This is a genomic window from Demequina sp. NBRC 110051 (genome assembly GCF_002090055.1).
Classification (GTDB): Bacteria; Actinomycetota; Actinomycetes; order Actinomycetales; family Demequinaceae; genus Demequina.
The window spans coordinates 19,126-38,339 of the sequence record NZ_BBRH01000008.1; the positions used below are offsets into that span (position 1 = coordinate 19,126).

Below are 19,214 nucleotides of genomic sequence, written 5' to 3' on the forward strand. Positions count from 1 at the left end.
GAACCGCACGGGCAGCCCGTCACAGCGGCGTCTCCGTGGCAGCGGGGGCATGAGTGGCACTCGTCAGGGTGCAAGCGAGGTGGTACCGCGCAGCGGCCGTGTGACACGCACGGCGAGGCGTCCTCGTGCGAAGGCTAGCGACCCGACGAGGACCACCCCATATGAGCACGTATCCCCAGCATCGGCCGTCCGCCGAGGTTCCCGCGTCCCCGAGCTTCCCCTCCCTCGAGGAGGATGTGCTCGCGTACTGGAAGGAAGACGCCACCTTCCAGGCCTCGATCGACAACCGCGCGGACTCCGAGGAGTTCGTCTTCTACGACGGCCCGCCGTTCGCCAACGGACTGCCGCACTACGGCCACCTACTGACCGGCTACGCGAAGGACGTCGTCCCGCGCTTCGAGACCATGCGCGGCAAGAAGGTCGAGCGCCGCTTTGGCTGGGACACCCATGGCCTGCCCGCCGAGCTCGAGGCCGAGCGGATCCTGGGCATCACCGACAAGTCCCAGATCGAGGAGATGGGCATCGCGGCGTTCAACAAGGCGTGCCGCGACTCGGTGCTGCGCTACACGGACGAGTGGCAGGAGTACGTCACCCGCCAGGCGCGCTGGGTGGACTTCGACAACGACTACAAGACGCTCGATCCCACCTTCATGGAGTCGGTGATCTGGGCCTTCAAGTCGCTGTACGACAAGGGCCTGGCGTACGAGGGTCACCGCGTGCTGCCGTATTGCTGGCGCGACGAGACGCCGCTGTCCAACCACGAGCTGCGCATGGACGACGACGTGTACGCGTCGCGCCAGGACCCCGCGCTCACGGTGACGATGCCCCTGGTGGACGCCCCCGGCGACCTCGCGGGCGCGGAAATCCTCATCTGGACCACCACGCCCTGGACGCTGCCCAGCAACCTCGCCGTGGCCGTGGGCCCCGAGATCGAGTACTCCGTCGTGGAGCCCGGCGCCGACTCGGCCTTCGCGGGCCGCCGCCTGGTGATCGGCTCGGCCCGCCTCGCTGCCTATGCGCGCGAACTGGGGGAGGACGCGACCGTCGTGACGACCGTGACCGGTGCCTCGCTTGGCGGGCTCGCGTACGTGCCGCCGTTTGCCTACTTCGCCGGCATGGAGAACGCCCACCGCGTGCTGGTCGCGGACTTCGTGTCCGTCGAGGACGGCACGGGAATCGTCCACATGGCGCCCGGCTTCGGTGAGGACGACGCCGCGGTGTGTGCCGAGAACGGCATCGGCACCGTGGTGCCCGTCGACTCCAAGGGCCGCTTCACCAGTGAGGCGCCTGACTATGTGGGCGAGCAGGTCTTCGACGCCAACCCCACGATCATCAAGGACCTCAAGGCCCGCGAGCTGGTGCTGCGCCACGAGACCTACGACCACAGCTACCCGCACTGCTGGCGCTGCCGCAACCCCCTGATCTACCGCGCCATCTCCTCGTGGTTCATCAAGGTCACCGACTTCCGTGACCGCATGGTGGAGCTCAACGAGGACATCACCTGGGTGCCCGGCCACATCAAGGAGGGCCAGTTCGGCAAGTGGCTCGAGGGCGCGCGCGACTGGTCCATCAGCCGCAACCGCTACTTCGGGACGCCCATCCCCGTGTGGGTCTCGGACAACCCCGCCTACCCGCGCACCGACGTGTACGGCAGCTTCGAGGATCTCGAGCGCGACTTTGGTCGCCTACCGCTGAACGAGGAGGGCCAGCCCGACCTGCACCGGCCCTACATCGACGACCTCACGCGCCCCAACCCGGACGACCCGACCGGGCAGTCGACCATGCGCCGCATCACAGACGTGTTCGACGTGTGGTTCGACAGCGGCTCCATGCCGTTCGCTCAGGTGCACTACCCGTTCGAGAACGAGGAGTGGTTCGACACCCACAACCCCGCGGACTTCATCGTCGAATACATCGGCCAGACCCGCGGCTGGTTCTACGTCATGCACGTCCTCGCGACGGCGCTGTTCGACCGTCCCGCGTTCTCGACGTCGATCTCCCACGGCATCGTGCTCGGCTCCGATGGTCGGAAGATGTCCAAGTCGCTGCGCAACTACCCGGACGTCAACGAGGTGTTCCACCGCGACGGCTCCGACGCCATGCGCTGGTTCCTCATGTCCAGCCCCATTCTGCGCGGCGGCAACCTGGTGGTGACCGAGGAGGGCATCCGCGAGGGCGTGCGCGAGGTCATGCTGCCGCTGTGGAGCTCGTACTACTTCTTCACGATGTATGCGGGCGCCGCGAACGGCGCGGCTGGCTATATGGCCAAGCCGGTAGCGGCCGATGCCGTGGCTGGCTTGCCTGTCATGGACCGGTATGTGTTGGCCAAGACCGCCGAGCTGGTCGAGACCATGTCCGCCCAGCTCGACGCCTACGACGTGCCCGGCGCGTCCGAGTCGCTCACGCAGTTCATGGACCTGCTGACGAACTGGTACATCCGCACCCAGCGCGACCGGTTCTGGGACGAGGACGCGGCCGCGTTCGACACGCTCTACACGGTGCTCACCACCGTGACGCGCCTGGCCGCGCCGCTGCTGCCGCTCGAGACCGAGGAGATCTACCGCGGCCTCACGGGCGAGCGCTCGGTGCACCTCACGGACTACCCCGTGGTGGAGCAGGCGTGGGTCGACTCGTCGCTCGGCGGCGTGATGGACCAGGTGCGCGAGATCGTCTCCTCCGCTCACGCGCTGCGCAAGGCGGAGAAGATCCGCGTGCGCCAGCCGCTTGCGGCCCTCGAGGTCGCGGTGGCGGATGTTGCGGGGCTCACCCCGTACGCGGAACTGATTGCTTCCGAGCTCAACGTGAAGACGGTGCGCGTGGTCTCGGAGGCCGAGTTCACGGCCGCGCACCCCGTGGAGCAGCGCCTGTCCGTCAACGCCCGCGCGGCCGGCCCGCGCATCGGCAAGGACGTCCAGGCGGCCATCAAGGGCGCCAAGACGGGCGACTGGTCTGTGTCTGGTGCCGGTGAGGTGGTGTCCGGCGGCATCGGCCTGGTCGAGGGCGAGTACGAGCTCGCCACGGTCATCGGTGGCGGCGACGAGGCGGCGGACGAGGCCGCCGCGGTGCTCGGCTCGGGCGGCTTTGTGCTGCTCGAGACGGGCCTCACACCCGAACTCGAGGCGGAGGGCTACGCCCGCGACGTCATCCGTGTGGTGCAGGACACCCGCAAGGCCTCGGGCCTGCAGGTGTCCGACCGTATCGAGCTGGCGCTCACGGTGCCCGCCGAGCGGGTGGGAGCCGTCGAGACGTGGCGTGACCTCATCGCGGCCGAGACGCTCGCGGTCCACCCCGACACGGGCTCCTCGCGAGTGACCGTCGTGGCCGAGGGTGACCTCGCCGCGACCGTGACCGCGGCCAACTGATGACGCTCATCTCTGCCGCCGGGCTCGCGGACGCACTGTCCCGCGAGTCCGGCCGGCCGGTCCTGCTCGACGTGCGCTGGTCGCTCGCCGAGCCCGACGGGCGCGACGCCTACCTGGCCGGGCACCTGCCCGCCGCGGTCTACGTGAGTCTCGAGGACGAGCTGTCCTCGCACGGCGCGCCGTCCGAGGGACGGCACCCGCTGCCGAGCCGGTTGTCTCTTGAAGCCGCGGCCCGGCGCTGGGGCCTGAACGACGGCGATGCTGTGGTGGTCTACGACGCTGCGACGTCGCTCGCGGCAGCCCGCGCCTGGTGGCTCTTGCGCCACGCGGGCGTGGACGTGCGCATCCTCGACGGGGGACTGGCAGCGTGGGCCGCCGCGGGTGGCGCGCTCGAGGCGGGTGACGTGGAGGTCTTGCCCGGTGCGGTGACGCTGGACTGGGGCCGCATGCCCGTCATCGATATCGATGCGACGGCTGCTTTCCCGGAGCGCGGCGTGCTGCTCGATGCGCGTGCGGGGGAGCGCTTCCGCGGCGAGGTCGAGCCGATCGACCCCCAGGCCGGTCACATCCCCGGTGCGGTCAACGTCCCGATGGCGGACTATGTGAACGGCGACGGGTCGTTCCTGCCCACGGCGGAGATCGCCGAGCGCTACGCGGCGGTCGGCATCGACGGCTCACTGCCGGTGGCGTCGTACTGCGGCTCCGGCGTGACCGCTGCGCACCAGGTCGCGGCGCTCGAGACCATCGGCATCACGGCGGCTCTGTACCCGGGGTCGTGGTCCCAGTGGTCGAACACGCCGGGGCGCGAGGTCGCGACGGGGGAGGCCTAGAGGGGGAGCCTCTCGCGCGGCGCGACCTCATCCAGGTCCTTCACGAAGCGCCCTCCCTGGATCACGGCACGGATGCGCTGGGGATCGCCGAGGTCGTGGATGCGCTCCAGGGGGTTGATGTCGGACAGCACCATGTCGGCGAGCATGCCAGGCGCGAGAGTGCCCAGGCGGTCGTCGAGTCGCATGAGCTTCGCGCCGGTCGCCGTGCCCGCGTGGAGCGCCTGAAGTGGCGTGAGGCCCGCCTCGACGAGGTGACCCAGCTCGGTGAGGTTGCGTCCCTGTGGGTGGATGCCTGCATCGGTGCCCATGCCGATGGTGACGCCGGCATCGATGGCGCGCCGCGTGGACGCCACCCCGCGGGCCTGCCAATCCCGCTTGAGGGCGGCGCGCTCCGCGCCCAGGACGGTGGCGTCCGCGGGACGCAGAAGCGTGCTGAGCGTCGGGATCATGGCCGTGCCGTGTTCGACCATGAGTGCAAGGGTGTCGTCGGTGACGTCATAGCCGTGTTCCACGCTCGCGGCGCCGCCGACCACGGCGGCGGTGACGCCGTCGGCGCCCTGCGCGTGCGCGGTCACGGGCTGCGACTGGAGGCGCGCCATCTCCTCGACGATGAGGCGGACGTGCTCCATGGGGAGGCCGGGCTCATCGGGGCCATAGCTGGGCGAAGACATGCCTCCGGTGGTGCAGACCTTGATCACGTCCGCGCCAGTGCGAGCAAGGGTGCGCACGGTCCGGATGACCTCGTCGTCGGTGTCGACCACGCGCCATCCTGGGGTGGTGGCCCGCTCCGCGTACAGAGGCACCGAGCCATTGGGGAACACGGGGTCGCCGTGGCCGCCAGTCGGGGACAGTAGGGCGATCGCAAGGTGCATGCGTGGGCCCAGGGCGCGGCCCTGCGCGATGGCACGTCGGTATCCGGGGGTGAGTCCCGACAGGTCGCGAGCGCTGGTGACTCCGGCCTCGAGCGTCTGGCGCATGGTCGACGCTGTCGCGAGCGCCTCCTCCTCGGGGAACCACAGGCGTTGCTCGTCGAGACCCGCATCATGCGACATGGCGAGGTGCACGTGGAGGTCCACGAAGCCTGGCATGAGGTAGCCGCCGGACGCATCGATCACGGTCGCGCCTGCGCCCGCCTGTGCACGTCGTGGGCCCACATACGTCAGGACTCCGTCCTGGAACTCCACCTCGCCGTTCTCGATCGGGTCACGCAGCGTGCCGTCGAGGATGGTCGCGCCGACAACGCGGGTGGTGGTCGAAGAGGTGGGGGTGAGGGGCAGGATTCCGGCCGGCATGCGTGAAGGGAGCCTTTCGAGAGAGTCAGGCGGCGGGTGCGTCGAGGGTGAACCCGGGCGAGCCGGGGTCGGCCTCGAGGAGCGCCTTGGTGTACCAGTGCTGAGGTGACGAGAAGATCTGTGCGACCGGTCCCGCCTCCACGACGACGCCGCGGTAGAGGACAACGACGTCGTCGCTGACGTGCTGGACCACCGCGAGGTTGTGCGAGATGAACATCATGGTGAGCCCAAGTGATTCGCGGATATCCGCCAAGAGTTCGAGCACCTGTGCCTGGACCGACACGTCGAGCGCGGAGGTGATCTCGTCCGCGATGACGAAGGAGGGATCGATGATGAGTCCACGGGCGATCGCGATGCGCTGGCGCTGGCCCCCGGAAAACTCGTGAGGATAGCGGTGCATCATCGACGCATCGAGCCCCACGCGCTCAAGCCAGTGCGCTATGCGGTCTTGGTAGGGGCGGACGCGCCCGCGACCGGGCTCAATGGCCTCCGCGAGAGTCTGGGCAATGGTCCGTCGCGGAGACAGGGAGGAGAACGGGTCCTGAGGGATCATCTGAATGCGTCGCCGGTATTGCGCGAGCTCTCGACGCGTCGCCAAGCGCACATCCAGGCCGTCGACCCAGATCTCACCGCCAGACGCGGGGACCACTCCGACCAGGGCCTTGGCAAGGGTGGACTTGCCAGAGCCCGACTCGCCTACGACGCCCACGGTGCGGCCCGTGCCCAGGCTGACGGACACGTCCTGCAGTACGTGCGACGTGCCGAAGTGCACGTTGAGGTCGGTCACATTGACCAGGGTGTCGCTCATGCCTTGTCCTCTTCGAGTCGCACGGACGGGGTCGCCGCGAGCAGCTGGCGTGTATAGGGATGGGCTGCGCGCTCGACGGTGAGGTTGTCCATGTCGTCGATCTGTTCGACGATCTGGCCGCGTTGCATCACCAGCACGCGGTCGCATAGGCGGCGCACCACGCCGAGGTCGTGGGAAATGAACAGGACGGCGGTGCCACGCTCCGTGTTGAGGCGGTTGATCAGAGTCAGAACCTCGCGCTGCACCGTGACGTCGAGTGCCGTGGTGGGCTCGTCGGCGATGAGCAGTTCGGGCTTCACGGACATCGCGGAGGCGATCATGGCGCGCTGGTTCATGCCGCCGGACAGTTCGTGAGGGTTCTGGCGCAGCCGGCCCTCGGGATCGGGCATGAGGACGTCCTTGAATGCCGCGAGGAGAGCCCTGCGGGCCTCGCGCCTGTTCATGCCCATGCGCGTGCGCAGCACATCGGACAGCTGTGAGCCCAGCGTAAGAGCAGGGTTGAGGGCGGTGCCGGGGTCTTGGTAAACCAGGCCGATGCGCGACGCGAGTTCCGCCGGAGGGACCTTGCCCGTGAGATCGGTATCGCCCAGCGTGAGGCGCCTGACCGAGGCGGACAGGCCGTCGGCGAGCAGCCGCGACGCCACCGAGGCAGTCAGTGACTTGCCTGAACCCGATTCGCCGACGATGCCGACGATCTCGCCGCGGCGAATGGTGAAGGACACGTCGGAGACCAGCTCGCGGCCGGACTCGATGTGGGTCACTGTGACGCCGTCGGCCACCAGGAGGGCGTCGTCATCCGCGGGCGACAGGGCGCTCGTCTCTCCCTCGCGGAGGGTGAGCTGAGACTGCTTCGCGTTCGAGCGCGGGTTGGCGGCGGCGGCGAGCCCATCTCCGATGAAGAGCGCGGACATCGACACGATCACGATGGCGAGCGCCGGGCCCACGAGCAGGATGGGGTTCGTCATGATCTTCGACAGGCTGTCCGCGAGGAGCGTGCCGTAGTCGAAGTAGGGCGCCTGGGTGCCAAGGCCCACGAACGACAGTCCCGAGATCTCCACGAGCGCGCCGGCGAAGGCCTGGGCCGTGATGATGAGCATGGGTTCGGCCATGTTTGGCAGGACGTGACGGAGCGCGATGCGGTGGGCGGGCACGCCCAGCAGCCGAGCCGTCGACACATATTGGCGTGCGGCGATGCCGGACGCGAGGTTGGCCGTGAGCCGGGCGAAGCCCGCGATCGACGCAGCGGCGACCGCAATGACGGCATTGATGGCGCCCTGGCCGAGGATCGCGGCGACGATGATCGCCAGTAGGAGCCCGGGGTACGAGATGAAGAACTCGATGAGGCGCAGGCCCAGGTTGCGCAGGCGCCGTGGTGCGAGCCAGACGGCGATGCCGAAACCGACCCCGATGGCGGCCGCGAGCGCCGTGGCGGCCAGCGCCATCAGCACGGTGGTGCGCGTCGCCACCAGCGTGCGGGCAAGCATGTCGCGGCCCAGGGTGTCAGTGCCGAGAGGGTGACCCGGCACGGAGCCCAGGCTGGACTCGCCCGTGAGCTCGGCCGCCTGGTCGGCGTAGAAGAAGGGCGCAATGATGGCGACGAGGATGACCGCCGCAAACATGGCGAGCCCCGTCACGAGAGTGCCGTTCCAGCGGAAGCGGCGGCGCGCTGCCACGGGTGCAGGAGCGTGGGCGGTGATCTCAGTCACGGTCTTCTCCAAGGGTGCGGGGGTCGATGGCGCCCAGGACGATGTCGATGATCAGTGTCGTGATCAGCGAGATGGCGCCGATGACGAAGACCGCGGCCCGGATCACGGGATAGTCCTTGTCCTCGGCGATCGCGCGGATGACCGCGCTTCCGATGCCCGGCCACGCGAAGACCGTCTCGACGATGAGTGCGGATCCGAGCAAGGCGGTGAGGATGATGCCGGCCAACGTGAGCGACGTCGTCAAGACGTTGGGCAGGAGGTGCTTGGCGTAGCGGACCATGGCCGGCAAGCGCCATCCGCGTGCGGAGCGCATGTAGTCCATCTCTTCGACTACCGCGGCTTCGCGCCGGACGATGCGCGCCATGCCTCCGATCGATCCGATCGAGAGTGCGGCGATGGGCAGAATCGCCGACTGCCAGTACCCGTAGGCGAGGGTGTAGGCGGGCGGAAACCATGCAAGCCACAGGGCGAAGATGACGACGAGGAAGGTCGCGAGGATGTACGGCGGGATCGACGTCAGGATGCTGGTCACGGTCGTGAACAGCGAACCGAGCCAGCGGTTGCGGTCGCCGCGGGTCGCGATCGCAACGGCGATGCCAAGCGAGACTCCGCCGACGAGGACGATCGCCACGGCGGCGAACGCGATGGTGATCGTGTACGGGGCCGCGGTTATGACGATGTCGAGGGCTGGAACCCCGTAGCGGAACGACTCGCCGAAGTCGCCAGTGAAGACGCCGGTGACGTAATCCCACAACTGGACCAGCATGGGGTCGTCGAGCCCAAGTTCGTCGCGGACGGCCTCGACGGTGGTGGGGGAGGCGTCGGGGCCGGCGATGGCCTCTGCAGGGTCGCCCGGGATCAACTGGACGATGAAGAACGTCATCAGCACCAGCATGACGAGGCTGATGACGAGGCCGGTGAACCGGCGGATCAGGAACGCGCGCCAGACGCGGGCGCGGCTGCCCGCCTGGTGCGCCGTCGGTGCGGGCGCGTCGCCCACATCGGTGGCAGTGAGGTCTTCCGACAGCGTGGTGCTCATATGGTGTCGTTCCTTTCCCTGCAAGTCGATGTGGGCGACGCGGAGGGCCTTAGCCCGCGACCCTCATGGTGGTGAGGTCCCAGGCGCCGGCGATGATCGGCGACGTGAAGCCGTCACGGGCCACGATGTAGTGGGTGTCGGAGATCAGCGGCGCGAAGGCCACGTCCTCGAGTACGGTCTCCTGAGCGTTGAGGAGGGCAGCGCAGGACTCGTCGGCGTCATCGGTGGTGGTCGCGAGCTCGAAGGCAGCGTCGGCCACATCGTTGGCCTTGCCGGTGATGTTCGAGCCGCCGTCCTCGCTCAGCGTGCCCATGACGCGCTCCAGCGAGATGGCAGGAATACCCGAGGTGTTGCCGTCCGCGACCAGAGTGACGTCGTAGGAACCCTTCTCCTCGCGCTGGGCGGCGCGCCAGTCGGCGGGGTCGAGGGCGGTGACCTCGACGGTGGCGCCGGCTGCACGGAGGGACTCGGCCATGTAGTCGGTCGCGGGGTCCCAGTTCGACATGGTCAGGAGGCGAATGTTCTGGCCGTCGAGCACCGATGCCGCGGCGGCGGGGTCGTACGCCTGCAGGAGCGACTCGTCGGTGTTCACGCACGGGGACTGGATGTACGTGATCGAGGCGAGGTCCGTGCCAAGGCCATCGAGCGCGGCGTCGTTGAAGCCGTCGCGCGAGATCGCCTGAGCCGTCGCGGCGCGCAGCTCGGGGGAGTCGACGTAGATCGAGCCGGAGCCGTCGGTCTGGTTGAACACCAGCGAGTAGGCGGAGGCGTTGGTCGTCGAGTACGAGAAGTCGTCGCTCTCCGTGAACTGCAGCGCGTTCGAGTCGTAGAAGCGCGTCACGTCGACGCCGCCGGACTGCAGGAGGTTCGCCGACGTGGTGGAGTCGGCCGCGACCGTGATGTTGATGGTCTGGGCGGGCGTGCCGTCAAGCTCGTAGGGCCACGCGGTGTAGTCGTCGCGAAGCTCGTACGACACCGAAACGCCAGCGTTGTTGTCAGCCAGCGTGTAGGGGCCGGACCAGGCGCCGTCGACGGTGCCAGCCGCGAGACCTTCAAGGTCAGCCAATCCCGCGGGGCAGATGATGCCGGTGTTCTCGAGCGTGAGTCCCGCGAACACGGAAGCGTAGGGCTCGGTGAGGCTGATCGACAGCGTGTCGCCATCCGCCGTGAAGGTCGGAGTGCCGGTCCCGAAGGCCTTCGCGGTCGCGGCCTGAGCTGCCGCGTCGTCGACGGTGGTGAGGTAGGTCAGCGAGTCAGCAGCAATCTGCGCGTCGATGACGGTGCCATCCGAGCAGACAGCATCGTTGCGAATCGTGAGGGTGTAGTCGGTTGCGGACGTCGCTTCCCAGTCAGTCGCGAGGCCGCCCACAAAGCCGTCGTCGCTTGCACGCAGCAGGGTGTCGAAGCCCAGACGGGCGGCGGACACGGTAGCCGAGCCCGAGGCAATCGCGGGGTCGAACTGCGTGGGCGAGGAGAACAGTTCGGTGTTGATGGTGGTGGCCGCTGCCGCGGTGGAGTCGGACGAGGGCGTCGAGTCGGTCTGTTCCGCGGGCGAGCACGCGGCCAGTCCCAGTGTCGCGGCGAGCGCGATCGACGCCAGGGTGGCGGTTTTCTTAGTCATGGTTGCTCCCAAGGGACGGAGGTGAGGAAGACCGCGCGGGCTCTCGTGGCAGCGACGTGGACCGCTCTTGCGGCCCATGTCCGTACCGCGACCGTTGCGGCATCGGGGTCTGCGGGCCGCCGGCGGGGCCGTAAGCATCCAACATCGTCCGATGTGTATCCAATCTAGTCATTTGTGTATCCGACGAGCATCGCTGATGTTACGAGCATGTAAATTCCGGCCGAGCTCGAGGCGTTCTCGTGCGGATGGTCGACGCCGACGTGCGGGAGTGCCGCCCTCGCGGCCGCGCGGGTCGATCCGCCGTGAGGTGCGAGTTGCGCGCCATCTGATATGTCAGGCCGCGGGCGCGAGGCGAGGTTCGTGCCGCGGTGCGCCAGGGGTGGCGGCGCGCCGGCAGGGTGAACGAGGCGCCCTCGGGGGATGCCCTCGTCTGGCGACAGGCCTCTCGCGGGCGACCCCGCCCACACCCCCAGGATCCCCCGACCGGTCGGTAGAAATTGACCACTTGCGTCCGAATTTACCCGCCGGAAACACTGTTGTCGCTGTGCGGATACGTTGTCATGTAAATTGGATCCAAAGTTGTTCGGATCGTGCCCAAGTTGTCCTGACGGGACGCGGTGGACAGCGAAGCAGCCCGGATCGCCGTTCGTGACGGCGGGGCATTCAACGGGAGGACCAGACGTACCGTGACTTCACCGCTTAGCCGCGTCCTCGTGGCCAACCGAGGCGAGATCGCTCGCCGGATCGTCCGCGCCGTCCACGACGCTGGCCTCACGGCCGTAGCCGTCTATACGTCGGCGGACGCGGCATCGGCGCACGTGCGTGAGGCAGATGAAGCTGTCGCGCTCGCCGCCGACGGCGCGGGATACCTCGACGTCGACGAGCTCGTCGACGTCGCGTGCCAGGTGGGCGCGGACGCGATTCACCCCGGGTACGGCTTCCTGTCCGAGAATCCGGCGTTTGCCGCGGCGGTAGAAGCTGCCGGGCTCGTCTTTGTCGGGCCGACCGCCGAGCAGATCGAGCTCTTCGGCTCGAAGTCGCGTGCGCGTGAACTTGCGGACAGCGTCGGTGTCGCGAGCGTTCCCGGCACTGGAGTGCTGACGCGCGGCTCGGAGGCTGCCGCGGCCGCACAGGCGCTGGGCTACCCCGTGATGGTGAAGGCCGTCGCCGGAGGTGGAGGCATGGGTGTGCAGCGCTGCGACGAGCCCAGCACACTCGCCGACACGATCGATGCCGTCAGTTCGCTCTCCGCCCGCCTGTTCGGCAACGGTGACGTCTTTCTCGAAAAGGCCGTCATCGAGCCGCGCCACGTCGAAGTGCAGGTGGTGGGCGACGGTAAGGGCGGCGTCTCCGTGCTTGGGGACCGCGATTGCAGCTTGCAGCGCCGCCACCAGAAGGTGATGGAGGAGGCGCCCGCGCAAGCCCTCAGCGATGACCTGCGCGCCCGCCTGTGGGATGACGCGACGCGCATTGCGGCCGCCGTGCATTACCGCTCGGTGGGCACCGTGGAGTTCCTCGTCGCGGGCGAGGACTCCTACTTCCTTGAGGCGAACACGCGCCTGCAGGTCGAGCACCCCGTGACGGAACAGGTCACGAAGCTCGACCTCGTGGGCCTCATGCTTGCGATCGCCGGTGGCGACCTGGTCCTGCCCACGGCGACCCAGGTGGGGCATGCGGTCGAGGCCCGCCTCTGCGCAGAGGACGTCTTCGCGGGCTCGCGTCCGTCATCCGGCCTCGTCACCCAGGTGGTGCTGCCAAGCGGCGATGGCATCCGCGTCGAGTCGGGCATTGAGTCTGGCGACGTCGTCACGACCGACTACGACAGCCTGCTCGTCAAGGTCATCGCGACGGGCAAGGATCGCGACGAGGCCTTCTCGCGGCTGGCCGAGGGTCTCGACGCCATGCGCATCGACGGCATCGAGACAAATCTGCCCTTGGTGCGTGCTCTCGCTCGCTCGGCCGCCGTGGTGGCCGCAGTGCCGACGACCGCGACGCTCGCGACGGTGGACGTGGCTGACGAACGCGTCACGGTGGTCCGTGCCGGAATGTCGACCACGCTGCAGGACTGGCCGGGGCGAGTGGGGCATTGGCAGGTGGGCGTGCCGCCGTCGGGGCCGTTTGATGATCTGTCGATGCGCCGCGCCAACCGCCTGGTCGGAAACCCCGAGGGTGCGACCGCTTTTGAGGCGACCATGCTCGGGCCCGTCCTCGCGTTCTCGTATGCCACCACGGTGGCCGTGACGGGTGCGCCGGCGCCGGTCACGCTCGACGGCGAGGACGTCCCGCAGTGGCGCGCCCTTGAGGTGCGTCCAGGGCAACGCCTGCAGGTCGGAACTCCCTCCGCGGGTGCTCGTACCTACATCGCGGTGGCCGGCGGGATCGACGTCCCCCAGTATTTGGGAAGCGCCTCGACCTTCGAGGCCGGTGGCTTTGGCGGTCACGGCGGACGTGCGCTGCGGCTGGGCGACGTGCTGCGTCCCGGCGCCGCGCGCACGCTCACTCCGGAGCCTTCGGCGGGCGAGGATGTTCCCGATTTCGGCCACACGTGGGAACTCCACGTTGCCGAAGGCCCGCAACCTGCCCCCGAGTACTTCACTCGAGAGGCGATCGACGAGCTCTATCAGGCATCGTGGCGGGTTCACGTTCACGCCGCACGCACCGGCGTCAGGCTCCTCGGGCCCAAGCCCACATGGTCGCGTCCGGATGGCGGCGAGGCGGGCCTTCACCCCTCGAACCTTCACGACAACCCGTATTCGGTGGGAGCCATCAACTTCACGGGTGACACCCCGTCCATTCTGGGACCCGATGGCCCGTCCCTTGGCGGTTTCGCGTGTCCGGTGACCGTGGTGTCGCCCGACCGATGGAAGCTTGGGCAGCTTCGTCCCGGTGACACCGTTCGGCTGGTGCCGGTCGACGAGACGACGCTCGACGGCGTGCGGGCCGCACGTGCCGCCGCGGTGGCGTTCGTCCCCTCCCACAGTGCGCGCGACGCGGACGAGGGAGTGCTGAGTCGGCGCGACGCCCACGCGGGCGGGCCCGAGGTCGTCTACCGGCGCGGTGGTGACGACAACCTGCTCGTCGAGTACGGCCCCATGGAATTGGACCTCGGTCTGCGGATGCGCGTGCACGCGCTGATGGAGGCGTTGAGCGCACACGCTGGCCCTGGACTTATCGATGTCACCCCGGGAATCCGTTCGCTGCATCTTCACGTCGACGCCGATCGGCTGAGCGTCCGCACGCTTCATGGGCTTCTCGAGGAGTTGGAGGACACGCTGCCTCCCACCGAGGCCCTGAGCGTCCCGAGTCGTGAGGTGCGTCTGCCGATGTCGTGGGACGACCCCGTGGTACGCGAGGCCATCGCTCGCTACGAGGACCTCATCCGTGACGACGCCCCGTGGAACCCCGACAACATCGAGTTCATTCGCCGCATTAATGGCTTGGACAGCGTCGACGACGTGCGCCGCACCGTCTTCGACGCCTCGTACATGGTGTTGGGGCTCGGAGACGTCTACCTCGGCGCACCCGCGGCCGCGCCCATCGATCCGCGCCACCGCCTGGTCACCACGAAGTACAACCCGGCGCGCACCTGGACCGCCGCCGGCACCGTGGGCATCGGCGGCAGTTACATGTGCATCTACGGCATGGATAGCCCCGGCGGCTATCAGCTCGTGGGTCGCACCCTTCCCATCTGGGCGGGCGTCAGGCAATCGAACCCCAATTTCGCGGCCAATGCGCCGTGGCTGTTGCGCTTTTTTGACCGCATCCGCTTTGAAGAGGTCGACGCAGACACGCTGGCCGAGCAGCGCCTCGCCTTCGCGGCAGGGCGCCTGGAGATCGAGGTCGAGGACGGGGAGTTTTCGCTCGCCGAGCACCGCGAGTTCCTCGACCGCGAGGCCTCATCGATCACCGAGTTTCGACAGCGCCAGGCGGTGGCGTTCGCTGAGGAGCGCGCGGCCTGGGAGGCCGCAGGGGAGTTCTCGGCGACAGCCACCGAGCCCGAGCCGACCGCATCGGCCGTCGTCCCCGCTATCGACGTACCCGAGGGTGCCATCGTCTGCGAGGCGCCCATGGCCGGTTCGGTGTGGCGAGTGCCCGTCCAGCCCGGTCAGACCCTTTCAAGCGCCGACCCCGTCGTCATTCTCGAGGCCATGAAGATGGAGCTTCCCGTCGTGCCGGACGTGCACGCAACGGTCCTCGAGGTGCTCGTGAGCGCCGGTCAATCCGTCACCGCCGGACAGCCGGTGGCTGTCGTGCGGCCCACTTCGCAAGGTTAAGGAGAAACCATGATCATCGATGCCTACAACACCACGCAGGACGTTCGCGGGCGCAGCGACTACCTCACCGGTGCGCGCCCGGGGGAGCCGGCGCCGCCGTATGTGCCGTTCGACGCTCAACGCATTCTTACGCGCATGGACGCTGCTGGCGTCGACAAGGCGATGGTGTGCTCTCTCGCGCAGCGCATCGAGAACGACTTCCTGGTCGAACTCGTCAAGCAGCACCCGGACCGCCTGTTCGGCTTCGGACAGGTCATGCCCCAGGACGATGACGCGACCGATCAGATCCGCAGGTTCGTCGACGCGGGGCTCGTGGGACTGAAGCTGCACCCCAGCATGCACGGCTACCACGTAGCCGACCACGGCCTGCTCGACCCCGTCTTCGAGGTGTGCGCCGAACTGGGAATCCCGGTCCTCATCAACGCGCTCGACGACGCCTTCTGTGCGCCGTTCGCCATCGAGGAGATCGCGAAGGACCACCCCACGGTGCCGACCATCATCGCCCACATGGGCGCCGTGTGGAACGTGCCGGAGGCCATCATCGTCGCCGAGCGCCGCGAGAACGTCTACCTCGAGACCTCTGCCACGCTGATGTCGGATATCAAGCGCGCGTACGCTCGACTCGGCGCGACGAAGATTCTCATGGGTTCCGAATGGCCCGGATCCGACTTCGACCTGGAGCGGATGAAGGTTGCCAAGGCCGTCCCGGATGAGGCGGACCGCGCCCTCATCGAAGGAGGCAACATGGCCCGGATCATGGGGTGGGTGTGAGCACTCGCCGACCCACGTTCGCCGAGGCGATCGCGGCGATGGGCGAGGAGGATGCTGTACTCGCCCACGCCGCCCGCGAGCTCCTTGACGCGCGGTATGTCGCTGGGCGCCACGAGGTGGCGGCTGCGGCCCGCACCGACGACGGCGGCATCGTCACCGGCATCCATGTCGAGGCCTCCCAGGGTCGGGCGTCGATCTGCGCCGAGTCCGGCGTGGCATCGGGCGTCGTCGCGGCGGGTAGCAAGGCCGTCGCGCTCGTCGCCGTCCTGCGCAGGCGCGACGGCACCGTCCATCTGATCGAGCCCTGCGGCGTCTGCGCCGAACTGCTGGCCGATATGTGGCCGGACGCACGGGTATGGGCCGCCCGCGAGGCTACCCCCGAGCCCATTGCCGCTGCTGACCTGCTGCCCTTCCGCCACACGCGCATTGGCCGCCTTGACGCTTCTTCGAAGGAGAACCCCGCATGACCGTTTCGTTCCCGCCCACGGGCCTCGACATCCGCTCGCTCGCCGCCGAACTCGGTGGCACCGGCGTTCCTCTGCGCTGGGAGGAGCTTGACTGGCCCAGTGTGCCAAGCGTCGTCGAGCACACCCGCGCCGCAATCATTCCCATCGGCGCGGTGGAGCAGCACGGCCCCCACCTGCCCATGAACGTCGACACCGAGATCGACACGGCCGTGACGGACTGCGTGTCCGCCGTCACGGGCATCCCCGTCATCCCGCCGGTGTCGATTGGCGTCTCCGCCTCGCACGGCGACTTCCCCGGCACCTTGACGCTCAGCCCCGAGACGCTCATCGCGGTCATGCAGGACCTCACCGACTCGCTGTACCGCTCGGGTGTGCGCCAGTTCATCTTTATTTCGGGTCACATCTGGAACAACGGCGCGCTCGACGTCTCGATCGAGAAGCTCCGCACGCGGTACCCGGACGTGCGCGCGCGCTCCATCGGCTACGTCACGATGTACCCGGGACCGGAAGTGAACGGTCGCGTGAACTACGGCCGCGGCCTCATGCACGCCAACTTCTTCGAGACGTCGGTCATGCTTCATCTGCGGCCCGACCTGGTGCGCATGGACCGGGTCGTCTCGCACTCCGACCGAGATTCCTTCTGGGACTACCGCATGGATCAGGTGTCCGATTCCGGCGTCTGGGGCAACGAGGTCGGCCAGGCCAACGCCGAGCACGGACGCGCAGAGTTCGACCGCTGCGTCGAGCGCACCGCACGCGCCCTCGCCGCGGCGATCAGGGAGCCGGAGCCCGAGCGCACCCGCTAAACCACCAACCGGCCCCGTCACGCCGGCGACCGTCCACTGGGCGGTCGCCGGCGTCATGCTGTGCGTGGTCAAGCGCAAGGACGGCCGGTCGTGCGGAGCCGCAGGTCGAGAGCATGGGGGAGCCCGGTCCGCGTCCGTAGCCCGCCGCGACCCGGTCTTAGAGCGCAGCACGCACCTTCGCTGCTCGCGCGAGCGTGGGGATCACCGCGAGCTGAACGACGGCGCACAGAGTGATGGTGATGGAAGTCCCCAGGGTGCCGATGAGGAAGCCTCCCGCAAGGGCACCCAGCGACATTCCGGCCGAGGTGAAGGCGGAAAACCATCCGATGGCCGTCGCTCGGCGTGGCCCGTCGAGCGTGGTCGTGGCGAGCATGGTGAGTGAGGGGTACAGAGGGGCGTATCCAAACCCCATGACCACCGCGGAGAGGCACGCGATGGCGAACGTGGGCGACCAGGCAAGGCCCACGAGGCCCGCGGCCACGACCACCAGGGACGCGCGCGCTGCACGCGCCGGGCCGAGGGAATCGGTGACTGCGCCGAGCACCACACGGGCGATGAGCACGGATGCGGCGAATACCAGGAGCACCGACGCTCCACCCATGACGCCCGTGGCCGGTACCCCGGCGGACTCGAGGTGCGCGACCACAAAGGTGGTGATGACGCCCTGGGCTCCCCACGCCGCGACGGCGATTGCCGCCGGTACGCTCACGGCGCGAGCGATCGATACCGACGCGTCTGCCGTGGTGGCCACTGCCGGTGTGGCCGTCGGTGCTTCTCGGACCATCGCGGCCATGAGTAGGCTCGCCGCTTGCACCGCGAGCAGCAGGGCCCACGTGGAACGGTTTCCGATCCAGGCGTACGAGTTCTCGGCGAGGACCGGCCCGATGGCGAGACCGATCCAGACGCTCATCCCGTAGTACCCCAGCGCGCGGCCGCGGGTCGCCTCGGGAGACGTGGCGCTGACCCATGCCGTGGTCGCCACGGTGATCCCCGCGTTGCCCAGGCCGTAGGCGATCCGACTGAACGCGATACCGGGGATCGTGAACGACACGACGGCGATGGCGACGCCGGCGACGGCGATGGCCGCCGCGGCGAGGGTCACTCGGCGAGGGCCGAAGCGTCCTGCGAGATAGCCAAGGCCCGGCATGGTGGCCATGCCGACGAACCCTGCGATGGACACCAGTGATCCCGCCAAGGCGGTATCAAAGCCCAGCAGCTCTGTGACGCCGCGGTTGAGAAGGGGAGAGGTCCCTGACATGACGCCGTAGTTGGCGGTGGCGGCCGCGGTGATGAGCCAGAAGCCCCACGAGCGGAACCCAGCGGCTGTCAATGTCACGGTTTCTCCCGCATCGTCGGTTAGATGTATCCGAAAGACATTGTATTGGATACAACTAGCGTGGATGACACGCGCGGGAGGTGGTGAGCGGTGACGGCAGGTCGAGCCTGCGCGGTGGGCAGCGAACTCGCCCCACCGGGTGACGATGGGGGAGGGAGCGCTACGGGATCAGCGTGTCATCAGGCTGGACGAGCGCCGCTCGTACCAGCGCGCCACCTGTTCCCCTGCGGCGATGACGTGGTCGCGCATCAGGCGGCCGGCCTCGTCGGCGTCGTGGGTCGCGAGTGCGTCGATGATGCGCGTGTGCTCGCGATGGTTTTCCTCGCGATGGCTCGCATTCTCGAGGAGTAGCAGGCCGGGCACATTCTTGGGAAGGGACGCTTGCACGCCGTCAAGAACGGACTGCAGGCGCGCGTTGTCGGCCGCTGCGAGGATGGTGGGGTGCAGTGCGTGCTCGTTGGCCTCGTCGAGGATTTGGCTGCGCGATGGCTCGGCGCCGTCTCGCGCCGCGGCGCGAGTGAGCTCGAACAGCTTGTCGTTGTGCTCGCGCATACGGTCGATATCGTCGCTCGACAGACGCGTCGCCGCCCGCCGCGCGGCAAGCGCCTCGAGTTCGGCGCGTACCTCGTACGCCTCGCGCACTTCCCAGGGCGTGGGGATGCGCACCACGGCACCTCGGTGCGGGTAGATCTCGATGAGCCCGCCCGCCTGAAGCTGTCGGAGGGCTTCGCGCACGGGCGTGCGGCTCGTGCCAAAGCGCTCGGCGAGATCCGCCTGCCGTAGCGGCGTGCCAGCGGCAATTTCGCCGGACACGATGAGGTCGCGAATGTTCCGTGCGAGGTCGTCGACCAGGGCAGAGGTATCGGTGGTGGGCATGCGGCGTCCTCGCTCGTGCTGACGGG

At 68.5% G+C, this 19,214-nt stretch carries 13 protein-coding genes; 6 read left to right on the forward strand and 7 right to left on the reverse strand.

The genetic code is table 11. The features are described from left to right. Positions 1-161: 161 nt before the first annotated feature. On the forward strand, positions 162-3,362 hold the full coding sequence (ileS, locus tag B7K20_RS02800; protein ID WP_084100114.1) for an isoleucine--tRNA ligase: 3,201 nt from the start codon (positions 162-164) through the stop codon (positions 3,360-3,362). Next, positions 3,362-4,192, forward strand: a complete 831-nt coding sequence (locus B7K20_RS02805) for a sulfurtransferase (RefSeq protein WP_084100116.1) — start codon at positions 3,362-3,364, stop codon at positions 4,190-4,192. The genes ileS and B7K20_RS02805 overlap by 1 nt, the downstream gene beginning before the upstream one ends. Here B7K20_RS02805 and B7K20_RS02810 read toward each other — a convergent pair. From B7K20_RS02810 to B7K20_RS02830, 5 genes are read right to left on the reverse strand one after another with little or no spacing between them, the layout of a single operon-like run. Continuing rightward, positions 4,189-5,484 (reverse strand): amidohydrolase family protein, encoded by a 1,296-nt coding sequence (locus tag B7K20_RS02810; protein ID WP_084100118.1) that lies wholly within the window; start codon positions 5,482-5,484, stop codon positions 4,189-4,191. The genes B7K20_RS02805 and B7K20_RS02810 overlap by 4 nt on opposite strands. Before the next feature lie 25 nt (positions 5,485-5,509). Continuing rightward, entirely contained in the window at positions 5,510-6,292 is a 783-nt protein-coding gene (locus B7K20_RS02815; protein WP_084100120.1) for an ATP-binding cassette domain-containing protein, read from the reverse strand. Further along, positions 6,289-7,998 carry a dipeptide/oligopeptide/nickel ABC transporter permease/ATP-binding protein gene (locus B7K20_RS02820; protein ID WP_084100122.1) on the reverse strand — a complete coding sequence of 570 codons (1,710 nt, stop codon included), beginning with the start codon at positions 7,996-7,998 and terminating at the stop codon, positions 6,289-6,291. Before B7K20_RS02820 ends, B7K20_RS02815 begins: the two co-directional genes overlap by 4 nt. Beyond that, a complete protein-coding gene (locus B7K20_RS02825) occupies positions 7,991-9,037 on the reverse strand; it encodes an ABC transporter permease (protein WP_084100123.1) in 1,047 nt (348 codons plus the stop codon). Before B7K20_RS02825 ends, B7K20_RS02820 begins: the two co-directional genes overlap by 8 nt. 49 nt (positions 9,038-9,086) lie before the next feature. Next, on the reverse strand, positions 9,087-10,658 hold the full coding sequence (locus B7K20_RS02830; protein ID WP_159449304.1) for an ABC transporter substrate-binding protein: 1,572 nt from the start codon (positions 10,656-10,658) through the stop codon (positions 9,087-9,089). Between the two features lie 686 nt (positions 10,659-11,344). Between B7K20_RS02830 and uca the strand changes: the two genes are divergently transcribed. From uca to B7K20_RS02850, 4 genes are read left to right on the forward strand one after another with little or no spacing between them, the layout of a single operon-like run. Continuing rightward, the gene (gene uca / locus B7K20_RS02835; protein ID WP_084100127.1) at positions 11,345-14,932 is read left to right on the forward strand and encodes an urea carboxylase; all 3,588 of its coding nucleotides are present in this window, start codon (positions 11,345-11,347) and stop codon (positions 14,930-14,932) included. A gap of 9 nt (positions 14,933-14,941) precedes the next feature. Beyond that, positions 14,942-15,703: an amidohydrolase family protein gene (locus tag B7K20_RS02840; RefSeq protein WP_084100129.1), complete on the forward strand. Its 762-nt coding sequence runs from the start codon at positions 14,942-14,944 to the stop codon at positions 15,701-15,703. Beyond that, positions 15,700-16,170 (forward strand): hypothetical protein, encoded by a 471-nt coding sequence (locus B7K20_RS02845; RefSeq protein WP_084100131.1) that lies wholly within the window; start codon positions 15,700-15,702, stop codon positions 16,168-16,170. Before B7K20_RS02840 ends, B7K20_RS02845 begins: the two co-directional genes overlap by 4 nt. After that, complete coding sequence (locus B7K20_RS02850) at positions 16,167-16,976, forward strand: creatininase family protein (RefSeq protein WP_084100133.1); 810 nt, start codon at positions 16,167-16,169, stop codon at positions 16,974-16,976. The genes B7K20_RS02845 and B7K20_RS02850 overlap by 4 nt, the downstream gene beginning before the upstream one ends. Positions 16,977-17,133: 157 nt before the next feature. Here the strand turns inward: B7K20_RS02850 and B7K20_RS02855 are convergent, their stop codons facing one another. Beyond that, entirely contained in the window at positions 17,134-18,312 is a 1,179-nt protein-coding gene (locus tag B7K20_RS02855) for an MFS transporter (protein WP_144018505.1), read from the reverse strand. A 168-nt stretch (positions 18,313-18,480) separates the two neighbouring features. Beyond that, complete coding sequence (locus tag B7K20_RS02860) at positions 18,481-19,188, reverse strand: GntR family transcriptional regulator (protein WP_084100138.1); 708 nt, start codon at positions 19,186-19,188, stop codon at positions 18,481-18,483. Positions 19,189-19,214 lie beyond the last annotated feature (26 nt).